Raw genomic sequence first — 15149 nt, 5'->3', positions numbered from 1 at the left:
TACTTATTTTATTTATCCTTCTTTCTCTCCTTTTTATTTTTCTTTACACGACTTGTATTCTTTTCATCCAAACCACTATCGTTGTTCTTTTTATTCTTCCGTTGAAATATTTTCTGAATGAATGTATCATCCTTATACATTTCACATGTTATATCATTCGGATACGGAAAGGATTTTGTCACAAGATATCTTAACTGGGGATCCGCTGCAATACGTCTGTATAAGCCTGCCCAAATGGGCATCGCTGTAGCAGCACCTCTCCCCTGATTCATTCCGCTGAAATGAATCGCCGGATTATCTGCACCAACCCACACACCTGCTAATAAGCCTGAAGTATATCCCATAAACCAGCCATCTTTGTGATCCTGTGTGGTTCCCGTCTTTGCAGCAATTGCTCCTCTTAATCCATAAACATCGCGTAATTCATGTGCTGTGCCTTTATCAGCCACATTACACAACATATTTGTTAAGGTATGTGCCTGCTCGGCAGTGAAGATGTTTTTATAGGATGATTTTGTTTTCATAATCTCTTCACCTTTCTCATTAACGATCGAGGTTATAAATCTCAATGTTGCTTTATTGCCATTGTTTGCAAAAGCGGTGTAGGCACCTGTCAATTCCCACAAACTCATCTCTGCTGTACCAAGCGCAATAGAAGGTTTGGCAGGTAATGGACTTTCAATACCCAACGATCTGGCCAACGCAATCACATTTGAAATTCCGGATTGCATACAGAGATTTACACTGATGGTGTTGATGGAATTTGCCAAAGCACCCGCCATGGAATACCGACCATTCTCGCGTTCGCTTGAATTTTCAGGAGTCCAGTCATCATACTGCGTATAGGTTATTTCCTGATTGGCAATAAAATCACAAGGCTGCACACCGGATCGTAACGCCTGTGCATACACAATCGGTTTAAAAACAGAACCTGCTTGTCGTTGAGCTAAAATATGATCGTACTGAACCTGCTTAAAATTTGCTCCGCCAACCCAGGCCAACACTCCACCTGTATGCGGATCAACAACCAATACGCCAGCCTGTAAACTGCTTAGCATAAGCTTTACAGAATCCATCGGAGAAATGTATAAATTCTTTGGACCGTTTAATGTATTTATCTGCAGACTATCCTGCTTCTGAAAATTTAAAAGAATTTCCTTTTCTGAAAGTCCATTTGCCTCGAGTGCTTTATATCGATTCGATGCTTGAATTTCCTGAGACACTATTTTTTTATGAATTTTGAAAAACGCCTGCTGTTTCAGATCCCGATCTAATAAGGGCTGAATACGTTTCAATTGACTTACTGCTGCGTCTTCTGCATACTGTTGTATACGAGAATGAATGGTAGTATAAATCTGCAATCCGTCTGTATAGATGCTATATGCAGAGCCATCCGCCTTCTTGTAAGTCATTAGTATTTTCTCTACTTCTTTTCTTACATATTCTCTGAAGTATGGTGCTGCGCCATCACTATTATCCAGCTTGGTATATCGAAGAAGCAAAGGCCTATGGCTTGATTCAGTAAATTCTTCTGCTGTGATGTATTTATATTTTTTCAATTGAGTTAATACCACATTTCTCCGAGCCAGCGCATTTTCAGGTTTTGTACGTGGATTGTAATAGGTAGGAGATTTTAATGCTCCTGCCAACACAGCAGCTTCCTCCAACGCAAGTTTATCCGGTGTTTTATTAAAGAACCGTTGCGATGCTGTAGTAACACCGTATGTATCTTCGCCAAAAGAAACTGTATTTACATACAGCATCAAAATTTCTTTTTTGGAATACAAGCGCTCCAGTTGATTGGCAATAATTGCTTCACGGATTTTAATTACAGGCATCGTAAGCCATCCGTACTTTTTTCGGCCGAAAATATTTTTAGCAAGCTGTTGCGTGATCGTACTGCCGCCGCCTGTGTTCTTCCCAAGCAATACAGATTTGAAAATCACTCTCAGTAAACTTTTTGTATCTACTCCTTTGTGCTGATAAAAACGTGCATCTTCAGTAGCAATAATGGCATCAAATAAATAATGCGTTACTTCATCGTAGGTTGCATCCGAGCGGTTTTGGACAAAATATCGTCCTAATAAAATACTATCTGATGAATAGACTTCAGAAGCCTGATAATTTTTAATAGCAAGCAAATCTTCATCGCTGGGCATTTTACCAATCATGCCCGTAGACACACTGTAAAATAAAAGTACAGGAAGAAGCGCAACTGTTATGCACAACAATACAAAAGAAAGTAAACCCACCCAGATCTTTTTCCCTGTTTTTAAACTAAAGTACCAGGCAAACGGGCGCACAAAAATGGTTTTCAATATGCTGCCTACCCATTTAAAAAAACGATTCATATAAGCTGTTGTAAGTTTTAAGTAATTCAGAGTATTATTTCCTCTCTTACTTAAGATACAAATTTATCTTGTTAATGTAAATTAAAAACTATTCAACTTTTAATAATATTGATATACATAGGTATAGATAAAATCTACATTACCTTTTTCATTATATGTTTCCTTCTTAAGACGTTCTCCTTTTTCATTAAAAAATATAGTTTCAAAACATACTTTATCTGCTATTGGATCTGCAAAATATTTAGATATCTGTTCACCCTTTTCATTTATAAGTATTTCTTTTTTTATAGATATTCTAGGCACAGAAAACATTTCTCGTTTTACAATTATATTATTTTCATTTTTTGTATATCTATATTCATACTCATATATCGTATTTATTGTACCCAAAAATATATTTTTATATTGATGAATCAGCAAACCTGAAGTGTCATAGGTATATGTCGTTGTTTCATAATTATCATACTTTTTAGCAATATATTTCATCTCAATAATTCTTTGATCACTGTCATATGTATAATAATATTTATAGTTACCACCACCAATCCTTACCATATAAGGCAAATTTTGATTGTTTTTATAAAAATATGTTTCTTCTCTAAGCTTTGTTGCCATAGATTTTTTATAGTTTTCATCTTCAAAAATAAAAGAATCTTTATTCAAATTATGTATAATCAATGCTGTACTATCTCCTTTTGAATTAAGATGAAGTTCTGACTTTATCATTCCATTTAAATAATATTCCGTTTTAGTTTTCAACCATTTACTTTTTTCATAATTACCATTTGTATTTGCCCATTCTTTATATTCTAAAACAGATTTAAGCCTTGGTAATACAGGAAATTCAGGATCGGTGAAGCCTGAAAAAATTACCCAAATAAAAACACCCAATATTAAATATCTCTTCGACATGCCCATTACACAATTATTTTTCAAAATATTTTTTATTATCATTTATCATTTCAAAACTGATACGCTACCCCCGCATAAAAATTTCGAAGTGCTGCTGCATTATAATACCTTCCGCCAAACGCATTCAAATCATTTCCCAAACTATACTGTTCGTTTAATAAATTGTCTGCACCAATATATACATTCAACGTGTTTTTTTTCATTTGAATATTCCATCCTGCTTTTGCCTGTAACAAATGATATGCGGAAGCATACGCTGTATTTGCATCGTTCAAAGGAATTTTTGAGGTATGATTGTATTGAATATATAGATACAGTGATTTCAAAAATTCAATATACATACTGGATACAACAGTTGTACGAGGTACACCTGTTACCCTATTGCCTGAATAATCAGCCACATTCATAGTATAATTCTTAAATGAAAATACATACCAGGTAAAACTGTTTTTCAATTCCAGCGCACGAACAATTCCCTGCGCACGTTTCTTTATTAATTGGTACGACAGTTTCGTTTCCAAGCCAGGCTGCTTTGTACCTCCGGAATTTACAAAATACTGTACGCCGCTTACATCGCTGCGGCTTACAATTGCATGCTTCAGTTCATAATAAAAAACGGCAGCATCTGCCTGCAATCGTTTATTCTGAAAACGTAAACCTGTTTCATAATTCCATCCATATTCGGGTTGAAGATCTTCATGAACAAGATTGTCATTCGGACGAATCTCAGCAACAGTAGGTGAAGAATAACCTTTACTTATAGATGCGCGCCAAAACAACTGTTCACGGATCTTATACGTTAATGCTATGCGAGGCAGAAGCTGAACTTTGAACTGGTGAGTCTTCTGAGCTTGATCTATGCTTGCGGAGAGATATGTATATCTATAATTATTTAAACTTAAACCGGCTTCAACAATAAGTCTGTTCAAAATAGTAGAAGAAAACTGCGTGAACAAAAAATACTGTCGCGCATTCAGATCCGTTTGCATTTGCAACGTATCCTTATTCCCTGCATTGTTCCGATAATTTGAAATGTCGGAATGTGTCTTTTGCCATTCAAGTCCAAGATTCCAATTCCATATGCACTTATAAGATTTTGCTCTGGATGTTTCAATATACGTACGTGTTCCGTATGTAGCCTCTTTACGAATTTCGTAAGTAGCAATTGCAGGATTTACAAAATTATTCTGTGTTCCAAAAATTGAAATCACGTGACGCCAATGTTTTGCCAGTCGTGCTTCATGTGCAATACCGCCATAGATCATTTTATTTTGAACATACGTATTCTGTTGTACAGCTCCAGGCATCGAACCTGCAGCCGGACGAGCTGCCCGGGGATTGGATTGATATTCCTGCAACGTTAAGCCTCCGGGAGTTTGATAATACAGATCCGAATAAAATGCAAGTGCCTTTAATTGCAATGCTTTATGATAGTTGATATGATAAGATGCCTGATAATATTGTCGCTTAAGTGCACTTTGGTCGCGATACCCATCTGATTGCTGATATCCTTGATTCAATGTAAAAAAATGTTTTTTAACTTTTCTTTGAATACGTAATGTTTGATGAAACAAACCATACGAACCTCCATCTACGGAAACCTTTACATTGTTTGTATCCTGCGGCTCATACGTTCGAATGCGAACCACCCCTCCTGTATTTGCACCATACAAACTGCCGTATGGACCACGCCAGATCTCTATACTTCGGATACCAGAAGGATCCAGGGCATTTAGATACGTATTTCCACCCGCATCTGTTAACGGAAAATAATCATCGATATAGATCTTAATATTCCGAACACCAAATGGCGAACGCAGCAAACTTCCACGGATAGACAAACGATAACTTCCGGGAGAACGCTCTTCCATACGCACACCGGGCAAGGTATTCAGTCCGGATACCAATGTAAAAGAAGGCTGATGCAACATTGGCTGAATTGTATCAACCGATGCCGGAGATTTCTGTAACGAATAACCGACAACAACAATCTCTCTGGCCGGAACATCAAAAGACGTATCCACCTGTGCAACAGCAGGCATGGTGCTACATAGCAGACAAAAAATAAAAAAGAAAATATTTTTTTTGAATTGGGACATAGAATCTAAAAATACAAAAAAAATAACGGTCACATTCAATTAATTTACAATGCATTTGGATTATGTTCCACAGACTAAAACACAGATATTTACTCATAATATTGAATAAATTTCTTCGTATTAAAATTCATTATTGTGCTTTCAAATTGTATCTTCATCCATAAAATATCCTTCATCCAACATGACAAAAACAATCTATTCCATCGGATTCAGAATATTCTCGTTATACCTGATGCTCTATGCGTTACCAAACGCTGCGCAGTCTTTAAAACCAGATGCAAAAAAAACGATTATTGTCCAGAAAGGTTTTGATGTGATAACGATAGTTCCCTCCTTAGGCCGCGCCAGACATATCACCGTTGATTCCAACGGAACGATCTATGTTCGAATGAATGAATACAATATCGATGGAAAAGGGATTGTGGTACTAAAAGACACTGATGGCGACGGCAGAGCAGACATCATAAATTCTTTCGGCGATTTCACCGGAACAGGTATTGCACTCTATAAAAATTATTTATACGCTTCTTCCGATTCGGTTGTATACAGATTTCCGCTAACTGCAACGGGCATTGATGCATCAAAATTAGATACTATTGTCAACGGACTTCCCTACAATCCTCAGCATGGATCAAAGAATATTGTGATTGCTCCGGATGGAAAATTGTATGTAAACATCGGTGCACCATCCAATGCCTGTCAGGAAGTAGATCGAACAAAAGGTTCAAAAGGAATGGATCCATGTCCGCTGTTAGAAACCTATGGCGGCATCTGGCAATTTGATGCGAACAAACTGAATCAAAAACAATCCGATGGAATACGCTATGCATCAGGCTTACGTAACTGCGTAGCAATGGACTGGGATATTTTAACCAAACATTTGTATGCCTTACCACATGGCCGCGATCAATTAAATACATTGTATCCGGAATTTTACAGCAACGAACAAAATGCAGAACTTCCTTCCGAAGAGTTGTTTCAAATTACTAAAGGAACTTCGTACGGCTGGCCATATTGTTATTTCGATCATTTACAGAATAAAAAATTATTATCTCCGGAATATGGTGGAGACAGCAAGATCACCGGTCGCTGCGATACCATGCCTAAGCCCATTATTGCTTTCCCCGGACACTGGGCTCCGAACGATCTGTTATTCTATCATGGAAATATGTTTCCGGAGAAATATAAGCATGGTGTTTTCATTGCCTTCCACGGATCATGGAACCGCGCACCGTTAAAGCAAGGTGGTTATTTTGTTGCATTTGTTCCAATGAAAGATGGTAAGCCAACAGGAACGTGGGAAGTCTTTGCAGAAGGTTTTGCGGGAGGAAAAGAAATAACAAGTCCGAATGATGCGAAACACCGCCCGATGGGACTTGCAGAAGGCCCGGACGGTTCGTTGTATATTTCAGATTCGGTAGCAGGAACGATTTATAGAATCATTTACGTAAATAAATAATTATTCCTTTTGTCTGAATCAGGATTAAAGGATTCAAAGATTTTCAGGATTAAAAAAAACGAATATGTATAAATCGTTAATAGTTATAACAACTTGCCTTATTCTTATAATTAGTTATCAAAGTCTGAATGCTGAAACAGTTTCTTCAAACATAATTACCGGTGTACATCCCGGAAAAGTTGTTTACGAAACCTATTGTTTAACATGCCATCAGGCAGATGGGTATGGCGTTCCGGGATTAAATCCACCGATTGTAAAAACAGAATGGGTGCTGGGGGATAAAAATCGATTGATAAACATTGTATTAAAAGGATTAAATACGCCGATCAACGTCAACGGACAAACGTATCGGAATCCCATGCCTTCGCATGCATTTTTAACGGATGTGGAGATCGCAAACGTATTGACATACGTGCGTTCGAATTTCGGAAATAAAGCTTCAGCGATAACGACTGCAGAAGTACAGACCGTTCGAGCAGCAAAATAAATACTACCTACGAGGTTAAAAAAAACCTCGTAGGTAGTATTCTACAGCCATCTCCTTATTAAGCAGTTTGGAAATGCAGCATCCAGTTAATACCATACTTATCTGTACAGCTGCCATAGTATGCTCCAAAAAACATATCTTCTAAAGGCATTGTAATTTTGCCACCTTCAGACAATTCATCAAACAATCTTTTTGTTTCTTCTCTTGATTCCGGCTCCAGATTGATGTGCATATTATTACCATGATCCAGCTTGAAGCCCATACTCTCCGGAGCATCTGTGGCCATCAATACATACCCACCTAGGATCGTAAGCTCCGCATGAAGGATCAGTTTTTTTGTTGCTGCATCCATCGGCGGCGCACCTTCCGGCATAGTGACATCTTCGAATCTCTGTAAGCCATAACCTGTAAAGGTTCCTTTAAATACCTTTTGATAAAAGATGAATGCGTCTTCTGTATTACCCGGAAAATTCAGATACGACGTAACACGTACCTTATTAGATGTTTTCATCTCCTTACGCAATTGAAACTGTGCACGTAAATACTCTTCCAGATTTGTAAGTGCAGCTGTAAAACCAACTTCAAAGCCTAACTCAACTATTTTTTCAAGGTCTTCAATAGTCTTATAAGAAAGTTCTATAACAACTTTGGTTCCTGTTTCCGTTTTATAAAATGAATTTGTCCAGTGCGTACTTGGAAAATCCGGATTAGGCGTTCCGTTCTCATCACAAAAACAATCGTCTACCTGATAGCTTTTAATCGGATCAATCTTGCTGTAGTTTGCTTTACACCAGTGCTTGGAGCCATCCGGACCAACCATTGCATACAACCAGGTACCACCTTCCTTAAAGTTCATTGCTTTTGTTTGAGCTTTGTAGGGCTTCGGTGCCCACCACAGATCAAGCAATTCTGATTCTGTCCATGTTCTCCAAACAAGTCCAGGCTCTGCATCAAACAAGCGTGTAACAATAAGTTTTTTATTTGGCAGATCTTTTTCAATCTGCATATTTTCAATATTTTTCATGTCAATTGTTCAAATGAAACTCTATAGATTATTTTTCTATCATTGGCAGATACTTAGCACGGTTTTCATAGATCGCCCAAAGAATGATTGCAAATATTACAAGCGCCATTGGCAACATATCTGGAGCGTTTATACTATGCAGCAAGACGATTCCGATTGTTATCGGAAAAAGAATGATCGCGCCAAGAGCTCTGTATTTTGGAATAATGAAAAGTACACCACCGATAAGTTCCGCAGTCGCTACCAACGGCATCAGCCAGGTGATCGTCATAAATGCGGTCATAATCTTTACCATATCTTCCGGCATATCTTTCGGTGCAGGCATGTAATTAAAAAACTTGTTCAGACCTCCGTTAATAAATAACAATCCAACAAGTAAGCATAGGACAAATAAAATTTTGTTTTTCATGATCTGTATAGTTTAGTTATAGTTTAGTTTTTATTTTTTTAATGAAGGTAATAATTCATTCAAATAATCTAATGTCATTGTGATACCTTCTTTGAAGCCCATTTGAATTGTTGCTTCCAGCTGCGCCAGATCATCATAGGAAATGTGTAATTCAACATGAGTCGTTTCTCCTTTGCCTGTAAAGGTTACTTCCCATTTTGATCGGGGCATATTCTTATTTATGTTTCCGTCTGAATCGGAGAAAGCATCCTTTCCTGTGAAACGTGTTGTTGGTTCAACAAGAATATATTCTATATAAGCCCAATGTTCGTCTCCATCCGGACTAACCATTGCATATAGCCAGGTTCCTCCGCTTTTCAGATTCATTGATTTTGTTTTTGTTTGCCATGGCTTGGGTGCCCACCACTGATCCAGGATTTCTTTTTTTGTAAATGCATCCCAAACCAGATCCTGATTTGCTGCAAATTCTCTTTTGATTGTGATCTTATTATTTACCTTGTCAACAATAAAATCATTTTCTAAAATATGTTTCATTTTTTTGTGCTTTTAAGTTTCAATAATACTTTATCCAGTTCATTAAAGCGGCTTTCCCAAATCTTCTTGAATTGTTCGAGCCATTTGTCGATTTCTTTCATTTTGGTACCATCAAGCGTATAGTAAATTTCTCTGCCGGATTGCTCTTGTTTTACAAGCTGGCATTCTGTTAAGATTTGAAGATGCTTGGAAACCGCTTGCCTGCTTGTGTCAAAGTGTTCCGCAATGGCATTTGGAGTCATCGCCTGAAATGCTATAAGTAATATAATAGCTCTTCGTGTAGGGTCGGCTATGGCCTGAAATACATCTCTTTTCATTTTTTAATTTCTTTAGTTGCGCAACCAATCAATTGCAAATATATACGCAACCATTTAGTTGCGCAAATTTATTTCGATTTATTTTAAAAAAAACCTCCCATAGCTAAAAAAAGGGGGTTAAGATTAATAGGTGTTACTTAAGTTTCTCCGCAAGCATCATATACGGTTCAGGGAAATGGTGTGTCCAGATATTCGGATTCGTTGAATCATTGCTGTATACGTTATAATATGCTTCGTCGGGAAACAAAATGATCGTGTTGCCTGTGCGCACATAATAATTACTGTTGTAATATTCCGGTGTAATGAAATTCGGGATTTGGTTTTCTACAGCATGTGAAACCATCTTTCCCAAATACTTCTGGTAATTTTTCTGCGCACGCAAACTTGGTTTACTCATCTTATTATAGATGTGCTTCAAAGCAATATTTTGCGGGAAGCCCATTCTTTTGATTGCTTTTTTTGCACCACGAAAGGGATTAACTGCTGTGAAATCATTTACTGTTTGCACAGAGAACGGGACATCCGGAACCCAATCTGCGGTATTGACTACATTGTATGCCCAGCCGCCTGCAGTCATGTTTTCATATTCATATGCATAGGCCAGATTACCAGGCTTAGGTCCGGCACTGCAGTAAGTTTTAAAGCGAATGTCAGCAGGAAGCTTACCTTGTTTTTTCAAATTTTCTAAATAGGAATTCAATAAAAATGTAATGCCTCCACCCTGACTATGCCCGGTCAATATAAAATCTTTAACACCTGCTTTGTAACAGGAATCAATTTTAGGAACAATTGTTTTTGACATATATGCCATGGCTACAAACCAGCCTACATGAACAGCAGCATTTGGATTGTCAGCAAGATTGTACGTAAAAGAAAAATCTTTATCAAGCTGCAATGTACCTTTTGCAGGAATCATAGCTGCGTATAGGTTTGCAAGAAAACTTGCGTCTGTTTGAACACTTCCCTGCACAGCGATCAATGCAATGGATTTACTTTTGTGCTTCCACAGATCCCAGATATTATCAAACGCAACAAGCGGTGAACGATAGACAAAATTAAAATCCTGGGGATCTGAAACCCCTGTATGATCCATCCATTTATTAACTGCTATATGCGCTTTGTAATTGATCTTTAATGTTTCGATGTATTCTTCTTTGCTAAAACCCGGTTTTAACTCCTGGGCTTTTATATTATTGGATACTAAAAATGTACTCGCTAAAAAAAGAATGAAGATAGATGTTCTCATACTATGTAACAGATGAATTAATAAAATACCCTTAGATATTATGCCTTTATTAAATATCGTCCAAAGTACTTAAAATTGCAACTGACTGATAACACTATATTAATAAGATGCAATTGGTCTATTTAAAAATCAGAAGTCTGTTACTTTTTTTCTGTCACTCCAACCATCACCCCAAAATTTCCATCGGTCTGCATCCAATGTTTTTCAGGTAAATAGGTGCGTGATACAAAGCCATCCAGATACAAGGCATTTTTACAACCCAAGCGTTGAAAGTAGGAAGCAAAATCATAGAAATTAATTTGAGTTTTAGTCATCGCAAAAACAATATTCCCATTCGGAAGAATGCCAACACCGTTGCGAATATTTAGATTGTTTGATCCTTTTACAAAAGCAGAATGAATGTGCCCATCTAAAAGCAACATAGGCCCTGACTGCGTTGCAAATTTTACATTACCGGTATTTGAAAAATTATCCGTTTCACAAACAACTGCTTTCTTATCTGTGGTAATATAAAATACGCCATTGGGTTTTAAATAAAAATTTCCGCTGGCATTCTTCGTATTTAAAGGCGCAAGTATTTTTCCATTCTGAATAAAAAGTCCCAGAGGTGTATTATCTTCTTTATACATTCCGGCATTTGCAGCAAATATCAATTTGCTATTCTTACTTTCAACAAATGTTTTTAAATTCTGAATGCTTTTAAGAGTTTGCCCCTGATCATTCTTCCAATACAGTTGTATGTCTTGTTTGGCAGGGTCAACCGTGTAGGAGATAATCGTGTCGTCGTCTGCGTTTAATTGAATTGTAAATGCAGCCAATCCCATTAACAATAAGATCGAAGCGACACTACAAAATAACTTTCTTTTGAACCCCATGTGTTGAATATACAAAATCACTTATTTCTAATTACGATTGTGTCTTGCTACCTGAACGCACCCAGTAAAAAAAATATTGTTCTATATAATAAATAATGATCGTCATTATAGCAATACTAAATGCTCTAAACCAATCCATATTATACTCCCAATGATCAATTACTGCATACAATGCAGGTATGGATATTACAACCGGTTTAAACACCCAGTAATTAAGCATCATGCCAAAGAAATAGGAAAGGAACAAAATCAGCGGAATCACCATTAATTTAATCCAAAATCTATGGTGCATGTAAACCCAAAGTATAGAAGCATAATACACAATCGTTGCATATAAAAAAATAGTATCAACTACCTGATGCGTTTGTGTACTCAGAAAGATTCCCATTTTATAAACCGGCAATGCTTTTACTAAAACAAGTCCGACGATAAAACTAATCAGCACTCCTATTGCAAATAACTTTTTCACATTCATATTTTCTGGAACCAACTATTAATCTTCTTCCCGCTTTAATGCATTGATATCATCCATCAGTTGTTGCATCTCAAGCTCAAGTGTACCATTGTATACGCCACGGATTCGTTTATTCTTATCAACCAATATCACGTGTTCGGTATGTAAAAACTGATTGCTGTCTTTGCTGAAACCTATATCTTCTTCAGCAAAATACGAGGTACGGGCAAGCGTGTATATTGCAGCTTTATCGCCTGTCAGAAAATGCCAATTTGGATTCTGAATACTATTATCCCTTCTATATTTTTTTAATACATGTGGTTCATCAATCCACGGTGTTACAGAATAGGAAAGCAATGCAACCGTTGAATCGTGGTTAAATTCATTTGCGACAAATTTAAAATTATTTGTCATAACCGGACAAATACTTCCACAGCGGGTGAATATAAAATTGGCTGCATGTATTTTCCCTTCAATGGATGTATTGGAAATCCATACACTATCCTGATTCAAAAAACGAAAATCAGAAATGGTATGAGTTATTTTCTGAGCCGCTTCCTCTTCAGACATAAATAATGGAGTAAAGTCTGCCGTATTATAATACGGCAGCTTCAGAACTTCTTCCTGCTTTTGTATACAGGAAAAAAGAACACTGCTACTTAACAGTAAAGATACTATCCGAAACATTTGTACAATTTTTTGTTCCCAGCAAACCATATCTTTTACCTTTTCTAACCACATAATTCGCGCGGATCTTGCCATTGTCGTACCACAATTTCTGTTCGCCTTCTTCCTGTCCGTTTACAAAATGAGCAAGATGAAATAAGTGTCCGTTTACATCCCACTCTTCCATTTTACCTTCATAAGCATCATTCACCGCAGTAAATTCGAATCGCTTATTTCCGTTTTCCCAATAAGAGATCTGCTTACCATTTTTTTGACCCGCACAATAATACCGTACTTCCATAAGCTTTTTAGCAGAATACCATTTTTTTGATATACCCGATTGCAAGCCATTGTAATAAGCAATGAGTGCGGCCGTATCAGAAGTCGATGGATACAGTGCATAAAGATACCCTGAATATTTTTTATTCTGATGATACAATGTATCTCCATGAAAGATATCATCTCCCTCATTGTATAAAGTATAAACAACAGGAATATCACGTTCTTCGCAAGCTTCATCATGAACCGACGAAACGTCACATCCGAGCAATAACAGGCTAAGAGATATCAGTACAGGAATCCGCATTTATTGTGTAACCGTTCCTGCAGTTCCGTAATACCCATTGCCATTCATGTAGGGAGCATCCGCTGTGAAATGATAATGATAGATGCCGGAAGGATAATCTGCTGTAGCATGTGTGTGTCCATGATATGCATCCAGATCACTGCTTACAAGAGTCGTTCCGGATTCTTCAGGACCGTATACCGGAAAACCATCCAGTAAAAAACCCATCAAGCCCGACTTCGTTGAGACAACAGTAGTTAAATACAAAGGTTCAACATGGTAATGGTATTGTCCTGTCATCTGTGGGTGACCGTAATATTTATCAAAACTTGCAACTTCTCCCGTCAATGCCTGGTTATTCGGACCGGCATATTGGTTGTATAATGGAACACCGTTTAAAGCCACACCTATAGGCCCCAGAGCTGTTGCTGCATGGGTTGATGCCACAGTTGGATTTACAGGGATTTTAAATGTTAAACTTTGAGTTGAAATGGTATTTGGATTCTTTGCAAATGTATTGCCACCAAATGTGGTACCTGAATAGCTTTCATACAAGGCATTGGTTGTTGGATAATACACACTTTTATGATCCGGCAGCCCTTGTGTTTTAATGGTGATATACGTGCCATCATTGGTAATACTGGTTGCACCATATATTTTAGTATATATAGCCGGAACGGAAGTATTCGAACCGGCAGGTGTTGTATCGTCTTTCTTGCAGGAAAAGAAAATGCTGCTGCTAAGAGCAATCACAGCTGCAATCGATACATGTTTTTTAAGGTGAATCATTTCAGAGGGGTTTTAATGGTTCAGAACTTTAACATACAACGGCCGAAAGGGGAATTTGTTGGATGTGCTGTTTATAAATATTTCACATGCTAACAAAAATCACTTTTTGATTCGGAGTTATTTACACATTATTGTATTTCAGAAACAATAGCTTCTCACACTCAAGCATTCTTAAAGAATTTAATCACCTCTCTTGCCTGATTCAGGAATTGTGCATCTTCCGATAATTTTGAAATTTCCTGTTGTGTTTTGGTAGAAAGATCTGCATGCGCTTTATCGTTTGCAACGATTAATTGTTCCAGATCCTGTTCAAGTTTTTTACTTTGTGCCGTTGTTTTTCTTAATTCACGTATCGTTTGAGCCGCCCATGAATCTTCTTCTTTCAGATTCAGCAAGGCAACAAGTTCGTCTATACGTTTTTTCTCTACTAGAATATCAGTGCGCAATTCCTGTACATCTTCTCTCGGATACAAAATTTTACGCTGCATGTTTTGCAAACGTGCAATGATGTAATCATACAAACGATAAGAAGGACGAACGAAGGTTAATACAACCGCAATGATTGCAGCAAAATAACCGATGGAGCTGATCCCGAAAAAGGCAAGTAGATACAATGCTGCCGCAGATACAACATGCAATGCTATTGCAATACGCAAAAACAGTTTTGCTTTCTTTTGTGCATAGCTTATATCTTCCTGATCAACGGTAATGCCTTTCTTCTGAGAAATTTCTGCATCGTCCAGTAAATCTTTTGCCGTAAAATACATGTTCCATGGCAAGGTGGTAATACCCGTAAGCCACCAGAAAGCAACGATACCTGTGATCCAATCGATCATGGTGCCGGCAGGAATCTGCAGCATGGTTAAAACAACATATACACCGATCAGTATAACGCTGATCGCAACTAATGCAGGAAGAGAACCGGAGGATCTGTATGACATACGTTTTAAAATTATGAGTTA

The 15149-nt window shown here is 37.4% G+C and carries 16 protein-coding genes; 2 read left to right on the top strand and 14 right to left on the bottom strand.

Annotated elements, in window-relative coordinates:
• Nucleotides 1-8: 8 nt before the first annotated feature.
• From A3EE_RS0115325 to A3EE_RS0115315, 3 genes are all read right to left on the bottom strand, one after another.
• Entirely contained in the window at nucleotides 9-2351 is a 2343-nt protein-coding gene (locus A3EE_RS0115325; protein WP_018344323.1) for a transglycosylase domain-containing protein, read from the bottom strand.
• Between the two features lie 99 nt (nucleotides 2352-2450).
• Nucleotides 2451-3305, bottom strand: coding sequence for a hypothetical protein (locus A3EE_RS0115320; RefSeq protein ID WP_018344322.1), 855 nt, complete (start codon nucleotides 3303-3305; stop codon nucleotides 2451-2453).
• 8 nt (nucleotides 3306-3313) lie between these two features.
• Nucleotides 3314-5362, bottom strand: coding sequence for a TonB-dependent receptor (locus tag A3EE_RS0115315; protein WP_157447053.1), 2049 nt, complete (start codon nucleotides 5360-5362; stop codon nucleotides 3314-3316).
• Between the two features lie 181 nt (nucleotides 5363-5543).
• On the opposite strand from A3EE_RS0115315, the gene A3EE_RS0115310 reads away from it, so the two are divergent.
• Complete coding sequence (locus A3EE_RS0115310) at nucleotides 5544-6821, top strand: PQQ-dependent sugar dehydrogenase (protein ID WP_018344320.1); 1278 nt, start codon at nucleotides 5544-5546, stop codon at nucleotides 6819-6821.
• Between the two features lie 64 nt (nucleotides 6822-6885).
• Complete coding sequence (locus tag A3EE_RS0115305; protein ID WP_018344319.1) at nucleotides 6886-7308, top strand: c-type cytochrome; 423 nt, start codon at nucleotides 6886-6888, stop codon at nucleotides 7306-7308.
• 58 nt (nucleotides 7309-7366) lie between these two features.
• Here A3EE_RS0115305 and A3EE_RS0115300 read toward each other — a convergent pair whose 3' ends face one another.
• The 11 genes from A3EE_RS0115300 to A3EE_RS0115250 form a co-directional block, all read right to left on the bottom strand.
• Nucleotides 7367-8332, bottom strand: coding sequence for an SRPBCC domain-containing protein (locus A3EE_RS0115300; RefSeq protein WP_018344318.1), 966 nt, complete (start codon nucleotides 8330-8332; stop codon nucleotides 7367-7369).
• Between the two features lie 28 nt (nucleotides 8333-8360).
• Nucleotides 8361-8741 carry a DoxX family protein gene (locus A3EE_RS0115295; RefSeq protein WP_026209807.1) on the bottom strand — a complete coding sequence of 127 codons (381 nt, stop codon included), beginning with the start codon at nucleotides 8739-8741 and terminating at the stop codon, nucleotides 8361-8363.
• 30 nt (nucleotides 8742-8771) lie between these two features.
• Nucleotides 8772-9275, bottom strand: a complete 504-nt coding sequence (locus tag A3EE_RS0115290; protein ID WP_018344316.1) for an SRPBCC family protein — start codon at nucleotides 9273-9275, stop codon at nucleotides 8772-8774.
• Nucleotides 9272-9592 carry an ArsR/SmtB family transcription factor gene (locus A3EE_RS0115285; protein ID WP_018344315.1) on the bottom strand — a complete coding sequence of 107 codons (321 nt, stop codon included), beginning with the start codon at nucleotides 9590-9592 and terminating at the stop codon, nucleotides 9272-9274. Before A3EE_RS0115285 ends, A3EE_RS0115290 begins: the two co-directional genes overlap by 4 nt.
• 133 nt (nucleotides 9593-9725) lie before the next feature.
• Nucleotides 9726-10838 carry a lipase family protein gene (locus A3EE_RS0115280; protein WP_018344314.1) on the bottom strand — a complete coding sequence of 371 codons (1113 nt, stop codon included), beginning with the start codon at nucleotides 10836-10838 and terminating at the stop codon, nucleotides 9726-9728.
• Between the two features lie 140 nt (nucleotides 10839-10978).
• Nucleotides 10979-11713 (bottom strand): phosphodiester glycosidase family protein, encoded by a 735-nt coding sequence (locus A3EE_RS0115275; RefSeq protein WP_026209806.1) that lies wholly within the window; start codon nucleotides 11711-11713, stop codon nucleotides 10979-10981.
• 31 nt (nucleotides 11714-11744) lie between these two features.
• Complete coding sequence (locus A3EE_RS0115270) at nucleotides 11745-12182, bottom strand: hypothetical protein (protein ID WP_157447052.1); 438 nt, start codon at nucleotides 12180-12182, stop codon at nucleotides 11745-11747.
• 24 nt (nucleotides 12183-12206) lie between these two features.
• Nucleotides 12207-12854: an SCO family protein gene (locus A3EE_RS0115265; protein WP_018344311.1), complete on the bottom strand. Its 648-nt coding sequence runs from the start codon at nucleotides 12852-12854 to the stop codon at nucleotides 12207-12209.
• Nucleotides 12823-13419: a toxin-antitoxin system YwqK family antitoxin gene (locus tag A3EE_RS20825; protein ID WP_018344310.1), complete on the bottom strand. Its 597-nt coding sequence runs from the start codon at nucleotides 13417-13419 to the stop codon at nucleotides 12823-12825. Before A3EE_RS20825 ends, A3EE_RS0115265 begins: the two co-directional genes overlap by 32 nt.
• Nucleotides 13420-14187, bottom strand: a complete 768-nt coding sequence (locus tag A3EE_RS0115255; protein ID WP_018344309.1) for a YHYH protein — start codon at nucleotides 14185-14187, stop codon at nucleotides 13420-13422. It lies immediately after the preceding gene.
• 161 nt (nucleotides 14188-14348) lie between these two features.
• Nucleotides 14349-15128 (bottom strand): hypothetical protein, encoded by a 780-nt coding sequence (locus A3EE_RS0115250; protein WP_018344308.1) that lies wholly within the window; start codon nucleotides 15126-15128, stop codon nucleotides 14349-14351.
• Nucleotides 15129-15149: the final 21 nt, after the last annotated feature.

The sequence above is a fragment of the Cytophaga aurantiaca DSM 3654 genome (genome assembly GCF_000379725.1).
In the GTDB taxonomy this organism is placed as follows: domain Bacteria; phylum Bacteroidota; class Bacteroidia; order Cytophagales; family Cytophagaceae; genus Cytophaga; species Cytophaga aurantiaca.
The sequence above is the reverse complement of the archived record's forward strand: the minus strand, read 5'-3'. Positions and strand labels throughout refer to the sequence as shown.

Coding starts and splice junctions, on each gene's coding strand:
- A3EE_RS0115325 (WP_018344323.1), bottom strand. CDS start 2,351: ATGAATCGTTTTTTTAAATGGGTAGGCAGCATATTGAAAACCATTTTT.
- A3EE_RS0115320 (WP_018344322.1), bottom strand. CDS start 3,305: ATGATAATAAAAAATATTTTGAAAAATAATTGTGTAATGGGCATGTCG.
- A3EE_RS0115315 (WP_157447053.1), bottom strand. CDS start 5,362: ATGTCCCAATTCAAAAAAAATATTTTCTTTTTTATTTTTTGTCTGCTA.
- A3EE_RS0115310 (WP_018344320.1), top strand. CDS start 5,544: ATGACAAAAACAATCTATTCCATCGGATTCAGAATATTCTCGTTATAC.
- A3EE_RS0115305 (WP_018344319.1), top strand. CDS start 6,886: ATGTATAAATCGTTAATAGTTATAACAACTTGCCTTATTCTTATAATT.
- A3EE_RS0115300 (WP_018344318.1), bottom strand. CDS start 8,332: ATGAAAAATATTGAAAATATGCAGATTGAAAAAGATCTGCCAAATAAA.
- A3EE_RS0115295 (WP_026209807.1), bottom strand. CDS start 8,741: ATGAAAAACAAAATTTTATTTGTCCTATGCTTACTTGTTGGATTGTTA.
- A3EE_RS0115290 (WP_018344316.1), bottom strand. CDS start 9,275: ATGAAACATATTTTAGAAAATGATTTTATTGTTGACAAGGTAAATAAT.
- A3EE_RS0115285 (WP_018344315.1), bottom strand. CDS start 9,592: ATGAAAAGAGATGTATTTCAGGCCATAGCCGACCCTACACGAAGAGCT.
- A3EE_RS0115280 (WP_018344314.1), bottom strand. CDS start 10,838: ATGAGAACATCTATCTTCATTCTTTTTTTAGCGAGTACATTTTTAGTA.
- A3EE_RS0115275 (WP_026209806.1), bottom strand. CDS start 11,713: ATGGGGTTCAAAAGAAAGTTATTTTGTAGTGTCGCTTCGATCTTATTG.
- A3EE_RS0115265 (WP_018344311.1), bottom strand. CDS start 12,854: ATGTTTCGGATAGTATCTTTACTGTTAAGTAGCAGTGTTCTTTTTTCC.
- A3EE_RS20825 (WP_018344310.1), bottom strand. CDS start 13,419: ATGCGGATTCCTGTACTGATATCTCTTAGCCTGTTATTGCTCGGATGT.
- A3EE_RS0115255 (WP_018344309.1), bottom strand. CDS start 14,187: ATGATTCACCTTAAAAAACATGTATCGATTGCAGCTGTGATTGCTCTT.
- A3EE_RS0115250 (WP_018344308.1), bottom strand. CDS start 15,128: ATGTCATACAGATCCTCCGGTTCTCTTCCTGCATTAGTTGCGATCAGC.